This window comes from Cupriavidus metallidurans CH34 (assembly GCF_000196015.1).
GTDB lineage: Bacteria > Pseudomonadota > Gammaproteobacteria > Burkholderiales > Burkholderiaceae > Cupriavidus > Cupriavidus metallidurans.
Genome location: NC_007973.1, coordinates 2,370,726 through 2,390,471 on the forward strand (window position 1 = coordinate 2,370,726; position 19,746 = coordinate 2,390,471).

General features: G+C 60.1%; 15 protein-coding genes and 2 tRNA genes. 6 read left to right on the top strand and 11 right to left on the bottom strand.

All coding sequences use genetic code 11. From position 1 onward, the window contains the following. Window positions 1-662: 662 nt before the first annotated feature. From RMET_RS10880 to RMET_RS10905, 6 genes are all read right to left on the bottom strand, one after another. Window positions 663-1,310, bottom strand: coding sequence for a hypothetical protein (locus RMET_RS10880; RefSeq protein WP_011516878.1), 648 nt, complete (start codon window positions 1,308-1,310; stop codon window positions 663-665). A 289-nt stretch (window positions 1,311-1,599) separates the two neighbouring features. Continuing rightward, window positions 1,600-2,268, bottom strand: a complete 669-nt coding sequence (locus tag RMET_RS10885) for a hypothetical protein (protein ID WP_011516879.1) — start codon at window positions 2,266-2,268, stop codon at window positions 1,600-1,602. Continuing rightward, entirely contained in the window at window positions 2,268-5,648 is a 3,381-nt protein-coding gene (locus tag RMET_RS10890) for a hypothetical protein (RefSeq protein WP_029310051.1), read from the bottom strand. Before RMET_RS10890 ends, RMET_RS10885 begins: the two co-directional genes overlap by 1 nt. A gap of 3 nt (window positions 5,649-5,651) precedes the next feature. After that, window positions 5,652-7,046, bottom strand: coding sequence for a tyrosine-type recombinase/integrase (locus RMET_RS10895; protein WP_011516881.1), 1,395 nt, complete (start codon window positions 7,044-7,046; stop codon window positions 5,652-5,654). Between the two features lie 154 nt (window positions 7,047-7,200). Beyond that, window positions 7,201-7,274: transfer RNA gene (locus tag RMET_RS10900), tRNA-Arg, on the bottom strand. Between the two features lie 181 nt (window positions 7,275-7,455). After that, a complete protein-coding gene (locus tag RMET_RS10905; RefSeq protein ID WP_011516882.1) occupies window positions 7,456-8,706 on the bottom strand; it encodes a GGDEF domain-containing protein in 1,251 nt (416 codons plus the stop codon). Between the two features lie 445 nt (window positions 8,707-9,151). Between RMET_RS10905 and RMET_RS10910 the strand changes: the two genes are divergently transcribed. The 5 genes from RMET_RS10910 (at window position 9,152) to RMET_RS10925 (ending at window position 11,971) form a co-directional block, all read left to right on the top strand. Continuing rightward, window positions 9,152-9,228 (top strand) — tRNA-Pro (locus RMET_RS10910). A 202-nt stretch (window positions 9,229-9,430) separates the two neighbouring features. Continuing rightward, entirely contained in the window at window positions 9,431-9,583 is a 153-nt protein-coding gene (locus RMET_RS33960) for a hypothetical protein (RefSeq protein ID WP_011516884.1), read from the top strand. A 429-nt stretch (window positions 9,584-10,012) separates the two neighbouring features. After that, on the top strand, window positions 10,013-10,234 hold the full coding sequence (gene infA / locus RMET_RS10915; protein WP_008641674.1) for a translation initiation factor IF-1: 222 nt from the start codon (window positions 10,013-10,015) through the stop codon (window positions 10,232-10,234). A gap of 162 nt (window positions 10,235-10,396) precedes the next feature. Beyond that, the gene (locus RMET_RS10920) at window positions 10,397-10,873 is read left to right on the top strand and encodes a SixA phosphatase family protein (protein ID WP_011516885.1); all 477 of its coding nucleotides are present in this window, start codon (window positions 10,397-10,399) and stop codon (window positions 10,871-10,873) included. Between the two features lie 246 nt (window positions 10,874-11,119). Continuing rightward, window positions 11,120-11,971 (top strand): GNAT family N-acetyltransferase, encoded by an 852-nt coding sequence (locus RMET_RS10925; protein WP_011516886.1) that lies wholly within the window; start codon window positions 11,120-11,122, stop codon window positions 11,969-11,971. A 122-nt stretch (window positions 11,972-12,093) separates the two neighbouring features. On the opposite strand, the gene ppx is transcribed toward RMET_RS10925, so the two are convergent. After that, window positions 12,094-13,626 (bottom strand): exopolyphosphatase, encoded by a 1,533-nt coding sequence (gene ppx, locus RMET_RS10930; protein WP_011516887.1) that lies wholly within the window; start codon window positions 13,624-13,626, stop codon window positions 12,094-12,096. Window positions 13,627-13,736: 110 nt separating this feature from the next. Here ppx and ppk1 point away from each other — a divergent pair, with 110 nt between their 5' ends. Then, window positions 13,737-15,857, top strand: coding sequence for a polyphosphate kinase 1 (gene ppk1 / locus RMET_RS10935; protein WP_080710372.1), 2,121 nt, complete (start codon window positions 13,737-13,739; stop codon window positions 15,855-15,857). Window positions 15,858-15,945: 88 nt separating this feature from the next. On the opposite strand, the gene phoR is transcribed toward ppk1, so the two are convergent. From phoR to pstB, 4 genes are all read right to left on the bottom strand, one after another. After that, entirely contained in the window at window positions 15,946-17,298 is a 1,353-nt protein-coding gene (phoR, locus tag RMET_RS10940) for a phosphate regulon sensor histidine kinase PhoR (RefSeq protein ID WP_011516889.1), read from the bottom strand. A 123-nt stretch (window positions 17,299-17,421) separates the two neighbouring features. Continuing rightward, entirely contained in the window at window positions 17,422-18,129 is a 708-nt protein-coding gene (phoB, locus tag RMET_RS10945; RefSeq protein WP_008641662.1) for a phosphate regulon transcriptional regulator PhoB, read from the bottom strand. Window positions 18,130-18,165: 36 nt separating this feature from the next. Then, on the bottom strand, window positions 18,166-18,870 hold the full coding sequence (phoU, locus tag RMET_RS10950; protein ID WP_008641661.1) for a phosphate signaling complex protein PhoU: 705 nt from the start codon (window positions 18,868-18,870) through the stop codon (window positions 18,166-18,168). A gap of 70 nt (window positions 18,871-18,940) precedes the next feature. Then, window positions 18,941-19,729 (bottom strand): phosphate ABC transporter ATP-binding protein PstB, encoded by a 789-nt coding sequence (gene pstB / locus RMET_RS10955; protein ID WP_008641660.1) that lies wholly within the window; start codon window positions 19,727-19,729, stop codon window positions 18,941-18,943. Window positions 19,730-19,746 lie beyond the last annotated feature (17 nt).

A 19,746-nucleotide genomic window follows, 5' to 3' on the forward strand; every position in this document is an offset into this window, starting at 1 on the left:
TCCGTTCCACACGCGAGGAGCGCTGAGAAGGCGGCGTCGATATTGCCCTTCGCGCATCTTCTTTCTTTCGAACCGTGACCATGGGATTACCTCCGCGCACTCGCACGCCATGCTCCCAGAACCTGCGAATTGCCGATTGTGCGGCTCGGCCTCAGAGCGGATACGGTCGTCCAAGCTACGCGGGTTCAGGTACACCTGCCCGTCGTGCGGCTCCTTCGGCATCGAGTCCGCTGCGTTGGCGGGCTTGGGCGCCAACGCGTCAATTCAGCAAGACCTCGCACATTTGCGTGCGTATGGACTTCTACCGCTCATCCACCGCGATAAGCAGGGTGTCAGCGTTGGCCCCGGCCGGGTGTAGATACAATGTCGTGCAGTCGCGCTAAGGAGAGTCGTCGGCACTCAGTTGCCACAGCGCCCCTGCCGGCCGAGGCAGCGCCGACTGAGGAATCGCATCATGGGTAATAGGTACCTGGCATCGAAGTGCCATCCTCAAGGAGACAGTCCCAACGTCCCAGTGCCTGGGGCGGCAATTGAGCGGTTGCGGTGATACTGCGAGGCCAGATGGCTATCGTGCGTACACAGGAAGGTCCTCGCTCATTCCTCGGACCTGGCCAGAGGGCAGCCGTTCTTTGCGGCATCTCGATGGTTGGTATCACGAAGTTTCATCGGTTTTGAAACTTCTCAAAACTAACAATACTGCTTGACTCTTTAGCCTTCGCCATCCCGCTTCGCGGTAAGCAACCAATGGCGGAGGCAAATTGATTCGCTGTGGGGTGGCGGTCGTCGAGCACCCCGTCTCTGACTAGCCTTCGATGCTCCCCTTCAGCGGCCCAGGAGCATGCCGGCCCGGTCATGAAAGGTCGGAAGCGTTCTGCCATCTGCTGCCCGGCGTTGGCACTGATATGGACACCGAAGAGAAGCGCTAGTGATGTAGCCGGCAATTCGCCGCTCAATCGTTGCCCGACGTGGAGGTGCGCGCCGTACTTTGATACCAGGTCCAAGTATTGGCTTGATAACAGTTCGGCCTCCTCAACCTGAGCGGCGAAATCGTCCAGCGTCAGGTCGATTGATTTGTCCACTCGATTGGGCGACATGTCCCAATCGAGCGGCACAAAAACAAGCAACAGGGTCGCGTCACAGACGCCTTCCTGATTCGGTGTGCAAATGCTTCCCCGGTAAGCCCCACCGGCCGTGAGCATAGTCGTTGCGAAACCCGCGCATACAGAACTGATAGGCTGCAATAGCGGCATGACTTCATCAGGACCGCAGTCGATAAAGCCCACGCCGCTGTGCTTACCTTCGAAAGGCACGAAGGTTGGGCTTGCTGGGCTTCCAGCGAGACCGGGTTGGCAGCCCTACCCGCACCCTCAACTGAAACTGCATCTATACCTCGCCGGGACTCCGTATTGGGCGCGTGTAGACTCTCCACCATGGAACGGACTGCTGGGTTCTGATACAAGGAACTCTTTGGAATTCCAGTCATCCGTGCCAACTCAGTCAAATTCACCGTGCCGTCGCACCCCCAAGGCAAAGCGGTGCCGGATTGCAGAAAGGCCTTCAACTACCCAGATGTTCTCGGCCCAATGTCTCTGCCGTTTTTCACTTTACCTCCTCTGAGACGCTGGCAAGCCATTCGATAAAGGGTCCGGCAATTTCGTTGTCAACAATAACGTTGTTTCGTCGCTTCGACCTGTCGAGAATCCGCTGGGCCTTCGTGTCCACCTCCAGCACAAGATTCATGTGGCTCACGAGCGCTCTCAAAGCTTGGCAGGTGCGGACGAACTTGAACTCGTAATCCGAAATTCGGTGCGCACCCGATTCTGCTTTATGAGCAACCAGCTCAGACAAGCGCTGTCGCCCTTGCTGCTGGTATTGCTCCAGTTGTTCTTCAAGCGAATTGATGTAGATATTGAGCCTTCCCACCTCCCGCTTCAAATTGCCCGCCTCGAGCTTCGCAATGGTCACCAGCGCATTGGTGCTTGGGTCAGTAACCCCGCGTGGACGCAGCGAACGCGAACCGGACTCCGAGTGCTCCGCCTGGTAGGTCAAAATCTTGGCCTTGTAGCGGAAATTGCGCATTAGGGTGGACTTGTTGCACGGACCATCCTCCACTTGTGCAATATGCCTGGCAACGAGGTCGGCAAGGTCAGTCGGGTTGCGAACTCGAACCCGCGTCTTACCAAGGTACTGAAGGTAATCTTCAATTATGGCCTCCCTTCGCACTTGATTTGCCTCTTGCCAAGCCGCGAAACTGCTGGGCTTCTTCATCACGCCTCCTCGTCTTGGCCAAGCAATCGCAATGGAGTCCGCGGTAGGTGCGACATGTGCTTATCCTGGTCCAGCATTTCAGCCAACTGCGCCGCATCCAGTCCCGTTGAGGCAATCACCGACTTCAGCAGTCCAGCGCATTCCGAAACTGGGTCAACCGGCATGTCCGAGGCGAAGGCAGCTCGAAGGTTTCCGGCGCGAGCAAGAAGCTCGCGCCTCAGAAGGTCAAAACGGGCACGAATTTGAGGGCTCTCCAGGGTCGGGTAAGCAAGACACTCACCTAAGCGCGCCAGTAGGTACTCCGTCAGCGATGTTGGGGCGATGACCCGCTGCAGGTCTCGCTCGATAATCTCCGGCTTCTGCACTATCCACGTCCGGGTAACCTGACCCAAGGCAATTCTCTGTCTCGTGAGCTCTAGCAACTCCTCGTTGAGAATCCAACCCGTCAGTTCTTCGCAAAGCCTGGCGCGCTCCTCTTCCAGGCGGTCGAGCTCTTCGGGCGTGTATTTCGCATTGAGTGTCTTCGCGTCTGTCGACAGCAAATTCTCCAACTCGTCCACCATCTCCGCCACCTGCCGCTTCTTGGCGATGACCGCGGGGAGGTGGTCGACGTTCCGAACTGCGTAGTGACACAGGCCGCATCGACGTATCCCTCTCAAGTCCTTTACGACCTCGGGTGGGCAATCGTTGCCATACGGGCAGATTTCAGTCTTGTTCGCAGCGGCATTAGCTCCGCGCGTCTCACGAAGAACGTCTACCCCTCGCACTGACCTCTCGCCGAACGATATGCTTATACAGCCATAGGAAACCAGAGTCTCGTCGAGATTCTCCCGCATGCTTTGAGCAAGATTCGAGTTGACGCTATCAGCATGGATAAAGGCTGGAGATGCATGTTGTCCGCTCAGGACGGGCTCGAAAGCATTTCTCAGTGCAGCTTCCCTTAGCCGCGCGGCTTGATGGACTTGCTCTGCCTCGACCGTCTCTCGGTCGAGGTGCACGTAGTAGGAAACAACCCCGGGCTTCTGGCCAGTGATGTGCTTACCAATGAGGTCCGTGGGCAGGAACGTGATGTACTGTGAAACCACCGCGACGCGAGCACTGTGTGGGCTGATAGCAGTCATCACGTTCAAAGGACAACTCTCGCCTGCACCAAAGCGTGCACCAAAGTCCACCAGCTTCTTTTTGAGCTCTGGCTCGCCCACTTTATGCCCCGGCGGCAAGAGTGTCAGAAGCTGACGCATTCGCCCGTACTCGGAGAGCTCTGGCATGAGCCCCTGCAGGCCACAAAGCATGCTTTTCCATACATCGCTGTATTTTCCGTCCCCATGTGGCTTACCGTCCTTCGTGTATGCGAAGAGCGGTTTGAACTTCGGCCACTTCGTCGACGGATTGTCATTGTAAAAGTGGCTTACATGGAAACCGTCTTCGCCTATTTGCTCAGCCCAATTGCGCTGTGCGCGAAGCAGTTCAATAACCCTCATACTGACATGCGGAGTCCACGGCTCCTTTTTTTGCTTATCAGTATTGACAAACAGCAAGGCGAATTCCGCTTCTTCCTCGTCAACGAGCGAATCGAATCGCTCCCCGTCCAGCCATTGGATGTGGTTGTGTCGTACCCCAGTATGGAGCGCAACGAGATTCTGGTGAAGCGCATGCGGATGAGGCAGGAACACCATCCGTCCGTCCTTCAGTTTCCTCCACCCTAGGGCGAGAACATTGGGAATGAACTGCAGCGGGATGGTCTTGCTCCTAGTGAACAAGATAGGCACAAATCCAACGTCTTGGGCACTGGCGTACGTGTCGATTACCCACCCGTTTTGCGCCAGGCTCTCCAGCCGCTCCGTACCGAGCTCCCCCGACAGGACGCGACTCGTTACGACATTGTGGTGCGCAAGGATGGCTTCGTGATAGTCGAGATAGACGCCAAAAAAGCGCCGGGGTACTGGCTGCTTCCTGGTTGCCTTGGTGCGGGATGTTAGCGGGAAGTCGTGAGGTGCCAGAGGTTGAGTGAAACCCTCGCATCCCGGAATCTCGTCAGAGTATCGCTCGATAAATTCGAAGAACCCCTGCAATTGCAGGAGACTTCCATAGTAGCCGTTGTTCTTCCACCCCCGGCGCTCACGGTGAGAGTCCATGAATTCGAGGAACGTAAGTGGCGTCTCTTCTGCTACGGGTAGCAAGCGACTGACAAACACGCTCTTGAGGAGCAGCGAGGGCGAACTGGGATAGGACAGGATGGTATTTGGATTCCGTGCGAACCAATATGGCAGGTAATAGAAAAGATAGATATTCCACCAACCTATGATTCCCTGAATTTGTTTGTAGGACTCCCTAGCCGTCTTTTGAACGTAGAGCTCCTCCAGATTCAGCCACAAGTCGCTTATGACCTTGATGTCCACGTCCAGGCCGGGCAGGCGCATTAGGGTCCTTATTCGCTCGGGTCTGCCCCAAGACGGCTCGACGTGCAGGAGTTCTTGCACGAGGTCGTAGTCACTTCTTGGCTGCTGAAACGTCCTGTCACCCACACCGCCCGTGCCCCGTGCCCGACGACCAATTTGTATCCGTAACGCCGATGACCAGTCCTCTGCCGTCACCCGGACTCTGTCGCCGAACGCCAGCTTGAAGACATCAAGGAGCGGTTTGTACGCAAGTGGAAGAGTGTCCTTTGGGCTGATGACTTGCTCCGCGGCCTTGATAGCCAGGAGGTCTTCAATATTGACATCCTCGGCTCTGTGCCATCCGGTGGCTAGCAACAACTTGGTTCCGTAGGTGAGAAACCATTCCCTACGCTTGCGGTCTCCGCCAACTGCCTCAAAAGCGGAGTGCGGAAGCGATTCTGATTGCGAATTCAGCCTTCGAATGAGTCCAAGAAGCTCTGAGGAAACTAGCATACCCACTTCACGCCGCCTTCCTGACCCACCATCGGGCTTCTCACCTCGCACCGAAGGCCACGAAAAAGATGCGGGTAGGGTTATTGCGCCGCTGCAGTGGAGGGCAACCAAGAACAATCCCACGCCCGGCCGGATACTGTTCGCGTAACTGCTTTTGAACGCCAACGAGCCGCTTTCATCGGGAAACATCAGAGCTGTGAAGTGTGCCTTCGTCAAGTGGCCCGTCTTCTGGCGATACGCATCGAGCGCTTCATTGGCATAGGCTTGTCCGAAGACCCGTTTCGTGTCGGCGAAAACGCGGAGACGGACAAACTTCGCGAAGACCGCTTGAAGGTGTTTTTTTGTGGTCACTGCCTCCAGGTCCACCTGCTCGAGGCCATGAATAGATAATGATGTGTCGGCAGCAAGCTGGAGCGCGGCGCGGATGTCAGCGTTAAGGGCTTCATCGATTCGGTTGAATACGATGCTATCCGGGGTCAGGTTAACCATGCGTCAGGGTCTCTGTGAGAGCTGCGACTGCACTTTAGCCATTTGTGCGCGAAGCGCTTCGAGCTTAAGCTCCATAAGCTTTTTCGGCGTGCCATGGCTGAAGAGGACCCGATTAGCATTTTGAACTTCGAGCTTGAAAAGGTCCTTGTCGAACTTTGCGTACTTCAGCGTGCTATTGATGTCAGCGTGCCCGAGAAGTTGCTGCACCATCGGTACGGGTAACCCATAGTCGCCATTGGCACGGGGAAAGTAGTTCAGCACATAAGTCCCATACATATGTCTGAGCGAGTGCGGGCCGGTACCAGGTGGAAGCATCACGCCAATGTGCTTCTGCACCCGGTGGAACAACTCCAATCGGGTCCCAGGAGCACTCAGGAAGTATGGCTGGCCACGCTCAAGGCCCTTTAGATACTGGAAGAGGAAACCATGCTTGCCATGTGCGAGATGCTCTTGCTCCAGATACCCTTGAAGCGAGTCGAAGAACGATGTCGCAAAGGGCTCGATGAGGAGGGTTAGGTCCGACGTTCTCCCCTTCCACGCAAGCAGTTCTCGCTGGGAGGGCGTGAGAGAGCGGTAACTCGAATGCCCGGACCTGCTTTTAGGGTCAACGAGACGGACCGTTCCTTCATCCACGTCGATGTCGTCATTTAGCAAAACCTGCAGCGCTTCATGTGTACGACACCCGCTTGCAGCAAGCAGTGCATAGAAGGCCTTGTCACGGTATGTGGGCATCGCGTCGATAAGGTCCATGACCTTGTCATACGGAAAGGCCCGTTGCTCGTCGTACGGCGCATCTGCCGCCCCGTCACCGAGAACAACACATTCGACAAATTTTGGGCCGCCGGCGACAACACCTGCAATCATTGAGTGGGCTTGCATCGCCCTGACCTCACCCAGTTGCAGTGGACGCTTTTGTCCTAGTTCGGGAAGGAGCGGAGTATCCGCAATTACGCCTCGGCTGTCGTATAGGCGTGCCAGCTCTGCCATCTCCTTCCTGACATCCTCAGACAGCTTCAGAAAGCGTCGAAGAGCCGCCTTCTTCGGCACCACGCTACTCGCCTGGTTTACACCAGGCGGCAACGATGAAGCAACCGCTTGTGCGATGGGTCGAGAAGCGTCTATCCCGAGAAGCAGGTAGTCCCCGTAGGCTTCCAGAGTCTCGGTCAGCTCCAACTTGGTAAGCTGCCGCCCTTGACCGATGAGTGCAGCGGCCTCGATGAGGTAGTCGAAGAACTCGGCGAGGTGGCGACAGTATGAGTCGCGCGTGTTCGCCGGCGCGTTGCGCAGTGACTCGGCGAACGCGGTGAACGCATCGATGGGGCGACCGTCTGGCCCGAGCAGCAGCCAGGAGGTTCTTCCGCTCAACTGCCGCCTGCGCAGGCTCACGTGCTTGTACATACCGCCCCCAAGTATGCAACTGGGGCCAGCTTAGCATCAGTGACTAGTACGCACGAAGCTTTCCGACGTGCAATGACGCGCAGCGCCAAGCCCCGGACCCGCGGGAAGCGTCGTTAAACTCTTGATATTAAAGGAAAAATTTGAAGAACGTATGTCCGCCCTACACGACTCGAACGTGTGACCGCTCGCTTAGAAGGCGAGTGCTCTATCCAGCTGAGCTAAGGGCGGCCTGAAGAAAAACCAATTTTACAATACGCAACTACGGCGACCCGCTATAAGAACCTCTGACCGCTCGCTTAGAAGGCGAGTGCTCTATCCAACTGAGCTAAGGGCGGCGCGGCCTTGCCATTGCGGCAAGGCGTGCATTCTACCGCAGCACGAATGCCGCGCACAGGACACATCGTCTGCTTTACGAAGGTTCGCGTTCGCGCACGCGTGGGCGACGCGGCATTCCGGTGAACTCCTCCGCATCGTGCGAGGAAACGCAGTTCCGGCCCATCTGTTTGGCGTCATAGAGCGCGCGATCCGAACGACGCATGACCGCGTCGGCGTTTTCGCCCAACTGCCATTCCGCCATCCCGATGCTGACCGTGTAGGCGATTGGGTCTGGCTCGGACGGGCACGGTGTCGCCCGCACCAGTGCGCTGAGTCGGACGCTGATGGCGCGGCCCGTCTCCAGTCCGGTGGCAGGCATCACGATCGCGAATTCCTCGCCGCCGAGACGGCCGATCACCGAGTCCGGCGCCGCCACCTTGCGCAGCAGTCCCGCGAAATGGCGCAGCACGCTGTCTCCAGCCAGGTGTCCATAGAGATCGTTGATGGCCTTGAAGTGGTCCAGGTCCATGAACGCCACGGTAAGTGGCTTGCGCGAGCGCTCCGCCTGCTTGCAGGCAAGTTCGAGTTCTTCCCAGAATGCGCCACGAGATAGCACATCGGTTAGGTCGTCGTGCCGCGCGCGACGTTCGATGATCTGGCGCAGACGGTCATGGGCCATCAGCGCGAAGCTGACGGCCAGCCCCATCACGCCGAACACGAACCAGACAGTCATGCTTTCGTGACGATCAACCAGCGGCTGCACGTGGCCGTCCATGAGCGCGGCGAACATCGGCCAGGCCTCCGCGCCAGCCAGTACTGCGCAACCAAGGGACAGGACAGATAACGAGAGTGCTGCCAGCCGACCCGTGCCGCGCTTGAGCGGCACCAGGGCAACCGTGATCCGGGCAATTTCCAGTAGCAGCAGGGTCTGGATCGACGCCGTGGCGAGCCCGAGCCAGGCGAGTGTGCCGGTCGGCACACGCCCCAGGCCCATTTCGGCAAGCCCGCCGACCGCATAAATCGTCAGCGCGGCCAACCCGGGGAGGTTCAGCACACCAAGCACCACGCCACGACCACGCTTGCCCGCGAAATGCCGTGTGCCGTAGACCATCATCGACAGTCCCGCGGTCAGGGCGAACTCAGGGAGCACCGCCAGCGGCCACTCTGGCCGGTATGCGTGCGCGGCCTGAAGGACCACGGCCAGGGTCACCAACAGATCGCCGAGCGCCCACGACGTGAGCCCGCTACGCTCCATACCCGCAGAGCGCCGCAACACGGCACAGACGATCGCCATCTGCAGCGCTATCAAGCCTGCGATCAGCACCACCACCTGCGACTGAAACATCTCAATTCCCGTTCCAAAGGTGTCGTCATGCTCCGCACGGCAATGGCGCACCTTCTGATTCCGGCCCGCGACAAGCCGTCATATTTTGTTTTCCGCAGGTCCGGCTGCCCAGGCGCCGTGGCACAGCGTGCCGGGCCGGGCATGGCTCAGGCGTGCCCCAGCCCAACCGCATCGCTCGCGGGGCTGTCTCGCCATAGTTGTGATAGTCGGGACCAGGTCCGTGTGAATACTGCAATGCCGGGCGCGAAGCGCCAGGTCGGACCGTTACGGTGTGCGGATTATGTCAGCGCGCCGCACCAAGTCAAGCCAAAACCGAACCCGCCTGAAGCAGGGTGCGTGGCCAGAGAATCAACCGGCACATCGGGCAACCGACGACGCGCCGATTAGAATATCTTTCACGGCACAATTGACCTGGCGGCCAACACCGCGATAGAATCGCCGGCTCCGGAGCGTAGCGCAGCCTGGTAGCGCATCTGATTTGGGATCAGAGGGTCGTAGGTTCGAATCCTATCGCTCCGACCATATTTGCAGGCAGTTTAGGCAGAAGATTGAACGGCTTACGCCTCACGGCGTAGGCCGTTTTTTCTTGCCTGTCTCTAGCCTGTCATAAGGCTCCCCATATCGTTGATGTCGTGTCCGAGCACGCGCAGCGCCGTACGGACGCTGCTGCATTGCTCCTGCCCGCGCAGTACCATACGCAGGAACCAACCCAATAAAGTGCACCATGCGTTACGTAAAGGCCATCGTCTCGGTACTGATCTGCGTTGCTCTGGTCGGCCTGCTGGCCCGACAACTGCCGCAATACGAGGAGGCCATCATCATGGTCGGCTTTGCTGCCGCGGTCGTGCTGGCACGCTGGCTGGTCCGGAAGCCGTAGTACGTTGCGCGTCAGAAGACGCAAAAGCAGCGACTCAAAATGGAACCTGCATTGCACAATCAGCTGCTTGCAGCGCTTCGGTCATTTGATACGCCGATGTCGCGCCGCAACACGATCCCAGGTAGCTGACGACGTACGATCCTCCGCGTCCGATGCTGCGCCTGCGATCGTGCTATAATCCCGCGTCAGTTTGGGGTATCTGAGCATGCCCTGTAACCGGGTCGGCGCCGCCAGGCGCACTGGAACATTTGGCCTCCACACCCCACATCGGGGGAGTTGGGACCGGTCAGACCCGGAAACACATTGCCCGCCTTTCCCCGTGACGCACACGGTCGCGCCGTTGTGGCACGCCCGCGGGTGAACGTCCTCAGGGTCCCCTCGATCCCTTTAACTCATGCAGCCTAGGGTGCTGCCGCAAAGGAAAACAGATTGGCTAAGGAAGAACTCATTGAATTTGGCGGCGTGGTGTCGGAAGCCCTGCCCGACAACCGTTATCGCGTCACGCTGGAAAACGGCGTGGAAATCTGGGCATACGCCTCCGGCAAGATGCAGAAGCACCGCATCCGTATCCTGGCAGGCGACCGCGTGACCCTGGAAATGTCGCCCTACGACCTGACCAAGGGCCGCATCAATTTCCGCCACAAATCCTGAGTTCGATCCTGTCACGCGGCTGACACGGCCGCTACGGACACTGACGGGCTATCCGGGGGCAATCCCGCCGGATAGCCCGTTTTTGTTTTCGGCGACCTCCGCCTTGATGGCGGCAGCCCGTTTCACCATACTCAAGGCTCGTACGAAGCCCCTGCCCCGAACATGAACCTGATTCTGTGGCGCCACGCCGAGGCGGAAGACCTGCCCGACGTACTGAGCATCTCACGCTCGGCCGACCTTCAGCGACCATTGACCCGCCGCGGACGCAAGCAGGCCGAATCATCGGCCGCGTGGCTGCGCGCCCGTCTGCCGGCCGACTATCGGGTTGTCTGCAGTCCGGCGCTGCGTACCCGGGAAACGGCGGCCGCACTGACGGGCAAGGCCGAGATCCTCGATGAGCTCGCCCCAGGGGCGGATGTCGGCGCCGTGCTTGCGGCGATCGATTGGCCCCAGGGGCACGAATACACCGTCGTCGTGGGACACCAGCCCTGGATCGGCCAACTAGCCAGCCTGCTGCTGGCCGGGCAGGAGATCAACTGGAGCGTCAAGAAGAGCGGCATCTGGTGGCTGACTGCCCGCACCCGCGAAAGCGAAGCGCAGGTCGTGTTGCGCGCGGTGATCCCGCCCGATCTCCTCTAGCACCCACTCCAATTCCGACACCCGCAACTGAACAGTTGCTTGTCACGTCTTCCATCTGGACGCTCACATTTCGGATATCGGCGATAGCCGCGAAACGGCTCCTCACCTAAGGTTGGGGCCTCAGCAATCAATGTACCGCGCGCAGGCGCGTGGCCGTCACTGAAGCGTCACCATCAATTCACGGCGCTGTCACCCGGCATCTCTACATTGTTTCAAAGCCGTTTCGTCACCGAAAGGACACACCTGATGCGAGACCTTCCGACGCCTACCCAGCCGCTCTTCGACTCCTTGCCCACTGGCCTGACCGGCCAGTCGGCGCGGAGGCGTCTTCCTCGTCAGCCAGCACAACGCCAAACCGAAGCACAAGTTGCAACGCCTGCTTTCAGCGTGGCGTGGGCGCGTCACCAGGACGAAGTAGCCGAAGCCCAGCGCCTACGCTACAAGGTCTTTGCCGAGGAAATGGGCGCGCGACTGCAATCGTCGGCCACTGAAACCGATGTCGACATGTTCGACGCCTACTGCGACCACCTGATCGTTCGTGATCAGGAGACGCTGAGGGTGGTGGGCACCTATCGCGTGCTGCCACCGCATCAGGCCAAGCGCATCGGCTGCCTGTATGCCGAATCGGAGTTCGATCTGGTTCGTCTCTCGCACCTGCGCCCCAAGATGCTCGAACTGGGCCGCTCCTGCGTGCACCGCGACTATCGCTCGGGCAGCGTCATCATGGCGCTGTGGGGCGGGCTCGGCGAGTACCTGCAACGCTACAACCTCGAAACCATGCTGGGCTGCGCCAGCGTGCCGATGAGCGATGGCGGCCACTACGCTGCGAGCCTCTATCGCCTGTTCGCGGAAAAATCGCTGGCGCCGATCGAGTACCACGCCTTCCCGCGGGTACCGCTGCCGGTGGAAGACCTGAACCAGACGCTGGACGTCGAACCGCCAGCGCTGATCAAGGGTTACCTGCGCCTGGGCGCGAAGATCTGTGGCCTGCCCGCCTGGGATCCCGATTTCAACGTGGCCGATTTCCTGACGCTGTTGCGCGTGCGCGACATGAATCCGCGTTATGCACGCCATTTCCTGGGCCTGAATCGCGACTGATCCCAGGTCGGCTCGGCAGATCCTCTGACCTGGCAAACAAAACGGCGACTCCCTGGAGTCGCCGTTTTGCATCGCAGGCCACGTCAATCTGAGGCCCGAGATGGCTCCCAGTCAGACGCACCTTAGACGTAGACCACCTTGTACCGCTTGCCGATGCGCTCCCACTCATCCGCCTCCTGCGCCAGGCTGTATTCGACGAGCGGATTCATGTCGATCCACGACTTCGGCAATCGTACTTCAAACCCTTCGTCGAGTTCGTCGGAGCGCTGGCCAACCTGAATCTCGGGCAGCTTCACATCGGCACGCCGACGGCACAACACGAAAGCGAGTCGAAGGCTGAACAGCATGCGCCAGTCGAGAAACTTTCCGCTGCCCGAGAGCTTGCTGAGCTTGCTCGCGTGTCCGAGCAGCAGCGTGGCAAGACGCGCCTGATCGGTCTTCGAGAACCCCGGCATGTCAGCATGCGTCGCGATGTAGGCCGAGTGCTTGTGATAGCCGCTGTGCGAGATCGTCATGCCGATCTCGTGCAGGCTTGCAGCCCAGCCCAGCAGTGCCAGGTTATCGGAGCGGCGTTCGTTGGGCGGATCGGGAAACTGCGAAAGCAGGTCTCGTGCGGCCACCCCTACCCGGCCCGCTTGCGCGCGATCGACACCGTAGCGGCGCATGAACTGATCCACGGTGACCGTGCGCATATCCTCGTGATGACTGCGGCCGAGCAGGTCGTACAACACACCGAGCCGCAACGCGCCATCGGTCACGTCCATGCGGTCGAGATCGAGCTCCGCGAACACGCCAAGCATGATCGACAATCCGCCAGGTAGCACGGGAATACGGTCTGCCTTGAGGCCGGCGAGCTTCACGCGGTTGGCGTTCTCGGCCTTAACCAGCGCGCGCTTTAGCCGCTCCAGACCTTCACGCGTGATGCCATGCTCGGACGCACTGTCGTTCATGCCGTTCAGCTCGATCAGCTCGGCCAACGCCCGCGCCGTGCCTGACGAGCCCACCGCCTGCTGCCAGCCTGCGGCCCGATACTGGCGGACCAGCACCTGGATCTCGCGACGCGCGGCAAGCTCGGCCTGCTTCATTGCGTATTCATCGACGTTGCCGCTTGGAAAGAACTGGCGGCTGTGAGACACGCAACCGATGTAGAGACTTTCCATCAACTTCGACTGGTAGCCGCTACCGATGATGAACTCGGTGGAGCCGCCGCCGATATCGACGACGAGCCGGTTGCCCTGGCAGGCGGGTGCGTCGTGCGAGGCGCCCAGGTAGATCAGTCGCGCCTCTTCCCGGCCGGCAATGACTTCGATGGGGAACCCAAGCGCCGCCTCGGCCTCGATCAGGAATTCAGAGGCATTCTTGGCCACGCGCAGCGTATTCGTCGCCACGGCGCGTACCTGGTCGGGAGAGAAGTCACGCAGGCGGTCACCGAAGCGTCGCAGGGCCTCGATACCGCGGCGGCGGGCCGGCTGATCCAGATACTTGTCGGGGGTCAGGCCGGCGGCCAGGCGAACCGGCTCACGGAGTGCGTCGACCTGGAAGATCTGGCTGGCGGGGCCGGAAGCCGTGGGGGTTTCATCCACCCGCCCAATCATCAGGCGGAAGCTGTTGGAGCCCATGTCGACGGCGGCCAGCAAGCGGGGAGTCTGTGTCATTGCGTCTGTCAAGCGCGAGCTAGGCTCTGGTGAGCCAAACTCGTAAGATTATGTCGTAGCCATGTCCGCATCATGACAAAATCAAAGTGTCATTAAACTGACACGATTCTATGAAAAAGTCGCCACATCGCCAAAATAAGGTCATAGACATGTCGACGACGCCGCCCGGCACGCTTCTCAATCGCGAGTTGGGCATTCTGGAGTTCAATGCGCGCGTACTCGCGCAGGCCGCCGACCCTAATGTTCCCCTGCTGGAAAGGCTGAAGTTCATCTGTATCGTATCCAGCAACCTGGACGAATTCTTTGAGATCCGGATGGCGGGTCTGAAGGAACAGATGCGGGAAAACGCATCGGGCCTCACGCCCGACGGTCTCTCATTCCTGCAAACCTACCAGCTTGTCACCGAGCGCACCCAGCGACTGGTTGCCTCGCAGTATGACATGCTGCAGAACGTGATTTTCCCCGCGCTGGAGCAGGAAGGTGTGTTCTTCCACCTGACCAGCACCTGGACCGAGCAGCAGCGCGCCTGGGCGCGCGATTTCTTCGTGCGCGAGCTGGGCCCGGTGCTCACGCCCATCGCGCTCGACCCTGCCCACCCGTTCCCGCGCGTGCTCAACAAGAGCTTGAATTTCGTGATCGAACTGTCCGGCAAGGACGCGTTCGGACGTGATGCCGATCTCGCCATCGTGCAGGCCCCGCGCGCGCTGCCGCGCGTGGTGCGCATGCCCGAGCAGCTTTCGGGATACCCGTACGGGTTCGTGATGCTGTCGTCGTTCATGCAGGCATTTGTGCATGAGCTGTTCCCCGCAATCGAGGTAGAAGGCTGCTATCAGTTCCGCGTAACGCGTAATTCGGACCTGTTCGTGTCCGAAGACGACATTACCGATCTGCGCGAAGCCCTCCAGGGCGAACTGCCGACACGTCACTTCGGCGATATGGTCCGCCTCGAAGTGTCGTCCGACACGCCGCCCGCGCTGACGCGCCGGCTGCTGCTCGAGTCTGGCCTGACCGAACAGGATCTGTACCGCGTGAGCGGTCCGGTAAACCTTGCGCGGTTGATGCAGATTCCCGACATGGTGGACCGCCCTACCCTCAAGTACCCGCCCCATGTCCCGGCAGCGGTCAAGGCACTTCCAGCGGGTTCCAACATGTTCGACGTGATCCGTCAGCGCGATGTGCTGCTGCATCATCCGTACGAGAGCTTCTCGTCTGTGCTCGACCTGCTGCAGCTTGCCGCCAACGACCCAAACGTCGTGGCGATCAAGCAGACTGTCTACCGGACCGGAAACGAATCTGCGGTGATGGAAGCGCTCATGACCGCCGCCCGCAATGGCAAGGAAGTGACGGTGGTGGTGGAACTGCTGGCGCGGTTCGACGAGGAAACCAACATCAACTGGGCCGAACGGCTGGAGTCGGTTGGCGCCCACGTCGTGTATGGCGTGGTCGGCCACAAGTGCCATGCCAAGATGCTGCTGATCGTGCGCCGCGAGCCGGCCACGCCCAAGGCGAAGCACTTCATGCTGCGCCGCTACGTCCACCTTGGCACCGGCAACTATCATCCGCGCACGGCCCGGCTGTACACCGACTTCGGGCTGCTGACGGCCGAGGAAAAGATCTGCGAAGACGCGCATCACGTGTTCCAGCTTCTGACGGGCACCGCCGGCACGATCCGCCTGAATCACCTGTGGCAGTCGCCGTTCACGATGCACAGCAATCTCGTCGAGCACATCCGTGCCGAGGCCCGCAACGCACGCGCGGGCAAGCGGGCGCGCATCATCGCGAAGATGAACGCGCTGCTGGAGCCGACGATCATCGAAGAGCTGTACAAGGCATCGCGTTCCGGCGTGAAGATCGACCTGATCGTGCGCGGCGTTTGCGCGCTTCGCCCAGGAGTGCCAGGGATGTCCGAGAACATTTCGGTACGTTCGATTGTTGGCCGCTTCCTCGAACACCATCGCGTCTACTACTTCCATGCCGGTGGTGATGACGTGCTGTATCTGTCGAGCGCTGACTGGATGGACCGCAACCTGTTCCGCCGCGTGGAGGTGGCCTTCCCGATACTGGATCGCACGCTCAAGGCACGCGTGATCAAGGAAGGCCTGCAGGTGCATCTGCGCGACAACGCCTCGGCGTGGATCATGCAATCGGACGGCGAGTATGTGCGCAAGCCATCGCGCGCCAAGGAGCAGCGCGTAAGCCAGGTGGAGTTGCTGGCGCGGTTCGGTACCTGAACGGCGCACCTTGCAAGCAAAAAGGCCGCTTCTCCGATAGGAAGCGGCCTTTTTGTATTGGATTCGCTGAAGCAGCGTGCGGTTGATGTCAGGCGGCGTGGCGCGGGGCATCGCCCAGTTGCGGCATCGGCTGTGCCGATTCAGGTTCATACCCGCTGCGATCCACCGGGAACACGATGCGGAACGTGCTGCCCCGCCCCACTTCACTGGTCACTCGCAGATCCGCGTGGTGACGCGACAGGACGTGCTTGACGATAGCCAAGCCCAGCCCCGTGCCGCCGGTATCCCGTGAGCGGCTGCGATCAACGCGATAGAAGCGCTCGGTCAGGCGCGGGATATGCTCGGGCGCAATCCCCAGCCCCGTATCGCTCACTGAGAACACCGAATGTCCGTCCGTGTACGTCATACGGATGGCAATGCGCCCGCCGTCCGGGGTATAGCGCACCGCGTTCGACACCAGATTGCCAAGCGCCGACAGCAGCTCGCCTTCCGAGCCGCGCAGCACCACGGCAGTATCGATCTCCGCATGGATGTCGTGGCGCCCTTGGGACAACGCCTCGGCATCATGTACGAGGTGTGCGGCGAGCCCGCCGACGTCCACTGGGTCGAGCGTCGGCGGCTGGACATCCGATTCCAGCTTGGCCAGCGCCAGAAGATCCTCCACGATATGCTGCATCCGCATCGACTGCACCAGCATCATGTCGATGTAGCGCTTGCGATCTTCCTCCGACACCGGCAGGTCGCGAACGGTCTCGAGGAATCCGGTCAGCACGGTCAGCGGCGTCTTCAACTCGTGGGAGACATTGGCGACGAAGTCCCGCCGCATCGCCTCGGTGTTCTCGACCTTGGTGATGTCCTGCGTCAGCACGAGCTTGCGATTCTCGCCGTAGGGAAGAATCTGTACCGAGGTACTGCTGCGTTTGTGTTCGCCCATATCGCGCATGATCAGGGGCTCGTCATAGCGTTCGCGCGTCAGGTAGTGCACGAACTCCGGGCGCCGAATCAAGTGCGTGATGCGCTGACGCACGTCGCGCTTCGCGTTAAGGCCGAAATGCTGCTCGGCCACGTCGTTGCACCATTCAATCTGGTCGGCGTCGTCGAGCATCAGCACGCCATAGGGTGATGCCTGGATGGCCTGGATAAAGCGGGTATGCTGCTGCTCCACCTGCAACACCTGGGTGCGCCAGCGCTTCACCAGGCGGTGCAGGCGATAGTAGACCTCGCCCCACAGACCCAGTGCGCTGGGAATCTCGCCGTATGCGGGCGCATCAAGCACCTTCCAGAGCCGGTTGATCTGGAACAGGTAGTAGCCGAGCAGCAGAAACAGCGCAATGCAGAGGAACAGCAGACCGGAGACAGGGCCGGCAAAGACGTACAGTCCGGTGGCGACGACCGTCAGGCTGACGAGAATGGCCACGGAACGGGCCCAGATGACATTCATGCGAGGGTAGGAAGTTCGAGCGGCGGTCGCATTGCGACGGAGTTTGCCACGAAACAGCCGTGGCCGGCATGGTCCTGTTCGACCGGACGGGGCCCTCGTCGCACCGCCGCCGGCCGGTTACGCTCAGTGGCTTGGCGATCGCGCCAGGCGATAGCCGCTGCCGCGCACGGTTTCGATCATGTTGCTGTATCCACCCGGGGTCAGCGCGGCGCGCAGGCGCTTGATGTGTACGTCCACGGTCCGTTCTTCCACGAAAACGTGGTCGCCCCAAACCTGATCCAGCAACTGTGAACGACTATGCACACGCTCCGGATGCGTCATCAAGAAGTGCAGCAAACGGAACTCCGTCGGTCCCAGATCCAGCTTGATCGGACCACCATCATCCTGGCCGGTAACGCGGTGCGTGGCCGGGTCAAGACGCAGGCCGTTGATCGCCACCACGTCGTCGGTCAGCTGCGGCGCACGGCGGCGCAATACCGCCTTGATCCGGGCCAGCAGTTCCTTGGGCGAAAAAGGCTTGGTCACATAGTCGTCCGCGCCAGCTTCCAGGCCCATCACCTTGTCCTGCTCCTCGCTGCGCGCAGTGAGCATGATGATCGGGATCTGCTTGGTGCGATCGTTGTTGCGCAGCTCCTTGGCGAAGGTGGCACCCGATTTGCCCGGGAGCATCCAGTCCAGCAGCACGAGATCCGGCAGCACGTCACTCATCAGCGACAGCGCCTGCTCGGCGTTGTATGCGCGGATGGGATAGTGCCCGGCGTGCTGCAGATTGACGGCAATCAACTCGGCGATTGCCGGTTCGTCTTCGACAACGAGAATACTGCTTGGCATGTAATTGTTCTCCGCAAACTCAGTCCGGGCGCGTTATCAGCTTAGCGCTTCGCGCTCCATGTCCTCGCGCGAGGCATGACGCACGTCCGTGCCCTTTACGATGTAGATGATGAATTCTGCAATATTCTTCGCGTGGTCACCGATACGCTCGACGGCCTTGGCGATGAACAGGAAATCCAGCGCCACCGAGATCGTGCGCGGGTCTTCCATCATGTAGGTGATCAACTTGCGCACGAAGGCCCGGAATTCCTCGTCGATGGCCTTGTCGTCCTTCACGATGCGCGCGGCGGCCACGGTATCCAGCCGCGCGAAGGCATCCAGTGCCTGGCGCAGCAGCGTGATGGCCATCTCGCCGGACAGCTTCACCTCGGCGTAGTTGATCGTGTGGGCCGCGGCATCTTCCATGATGTGCTTGGTCCGCTTGGCGATCTTCTCGGCCTCGTCACCCGCGCGCTCGAGATTGGTGATCGTCTTCGAGATCGCCATCACCAGACGCAGGTCACGCGCGGTGGGCTGGCGGCGCGCGATGATGTTGCCGCAATCGGCATCGATCTCGACTTCGAGCGCGTTGAGCTGCTGCTCGCGGGTGATGACCTGATCAGCGAGATCGCCGTCGAAGTCGGCCAGCGCGCGCATGGCGAGCTCGATCTGGGACTCGACCAGACCACCCATCTGCAGCAATTTGGTGTTGATCGCGTTGAGGTCTGCGTCGAACTGGGTCGACAGGTGCTTATCAGTCATGGTGTTCTCCTGGCCGCTAATCGTATGCTAAGCGTGGATGTTCGAGTCCTGCAATTCAGTCCGGCTTCGATCAACCGAAGCGGCCGGTAATGTAGTCTTCGGTTTCCTTGCGATGCGGCTTGATGAAGATCTTCTCGGTCTCGCCGAACTCGATCAGCTCGCCCAGATACATGTAGGCGGTGTAGTCCGAGCAGCGTGCAGCCTGCTGCATGTTGTGCGTCACGATCACGACCGTGTACTCGTCCTTGAGCTCGGCGATCAGTTCTTCGATGCGGCCCGTCGAAATCGGGTCCAGCGCCGAGCACGGCTCGTCCAGCAGCAGCACCTCCGGGCGGATCGCAATACCACGCGCAATGCACAGACGTTGCTGCTGGCCACCGGACAGGCCGTATCCGGACTGGTGCAGCTTGTCCTTGGCCTCGTTCCAGAGCGCTGCCTTGGAGAGCGCCCACTCGACGCGATCATCCATCTCCGAGCGCGATAACTTCTCGAATAAGCGCACGCCAAAGGCGATATTGTCGTAGATCGACATCGGGAACGGCGTCGGCTTCTGGAACACCATGCCGACCTTGGCGCGCAGCAGCGAAATGTCCTGCTTGCTCGTCAGCAGATTCTCGCCATCCATGCTGATCTCGCCCTCGGCGCGTTGCTCGGGGTACAGCGCGTACATCTTATTGAACGTACGCAGCAGCGTCGACTTGCCGCAACCGGACGGACCGATGAAGGCGGTCACCTTCCGATCCGGGATCGACATGTTGATGTTCTTGAGCGCGTGGAACTGGTTGTAATAGAAGTTCAGGTTCCGAACGTCGATCTTGGCGCGCACGGTATCGGGAATATCGATGACGGTAGAGGTCATGCTGATGTCTCGCTTGT

Coding starts and splice junctions, on each gene's coding strand:
- phoR (WP_011516889.1), bottom strand. CDS start 17,298: ATGAATGTCATCTGGGCCCGTTCCGTGGCCATTCTCGTCAGCCTGACG.
- RMET_RS10895 (WP_011516881.1), bottom strand. CDS start 7,046: ATGTACAAGCACGTGAGCCTGCGCAGGCGGCAGTTGAGCGGAAGAACC.
- ppx (WP_011516887.1), bottom strand. CDS start 13,626: ATGACACAGACTCCCCGCTTGCTGGCCGCCGTCGACATGGGCTCCAAC.
- RMET_RS33960 (WP_011516884.1), top strand. CDS start 9,431: ATGCGTTACGTAAAGGCCATCGTCTCGGTACTGATCTGCGTTGCTCTG.
- ppk1 (WP_080710372.1), top strand. CDS start 13,737: ATGAAAAAGTCGCCACATCGCCAAAATAAGGTCATAGACATGTCGACG.
- RMET_RS10885 (WP_011516879.1), bottom strand. CDS start 2,268: ATGAAGAAGCCCAGCAGTTTCGCGGCTTGGCAAGAGGCAAATCAAGTG.
- RMET_RS10890 (WP_029310051.1), bottom strand. CDS start 5,648: ATGGTTAACCTGACCCCGGATAGCATCGTATTCAACCGAATCGATGAA.
- pstB (WP_008641660.1), bottom strand. CDS start 19,729: ATGACCTCTACCGTCATCGATATTCCCGATACCGTGCGCGCCAAGATC.
- RMET_RS10905 (WP_011516882.1), bottom strand. CDS start 8,706: ATGTTTCAGTCGCAGGTGGTGGTGCTGATCGCAGGCTTGATAGCGCTG.
- phoU (WP_008641661.1), bottom strand. CDS start 18,870: ATGACTGATAAGCACCTGTCGACCCAGTTCGACGCAGACCTCAACGCG.
- RMET_RS10925 (WP_011516886.1), top strand. CDS start 11,120: ATGCGAGACCTTCCGACGCCTACCCAGCCGCTCTTCGACTCCTTGCCC.
- phoB (WP_008641662.1), bottom strand. CDS start 18,129: ATGCCAAGCAGTATTCTCGTTGTCGAAGACGAACCGGCAATCGCCGAG.
- RMET_RS10920 (WP_011516885.1), top strand. CDS start 10,397: ATGAACCTGATTCTGTGGCGCCACGCCGAGGCGGAAGACCTGCCCGAC.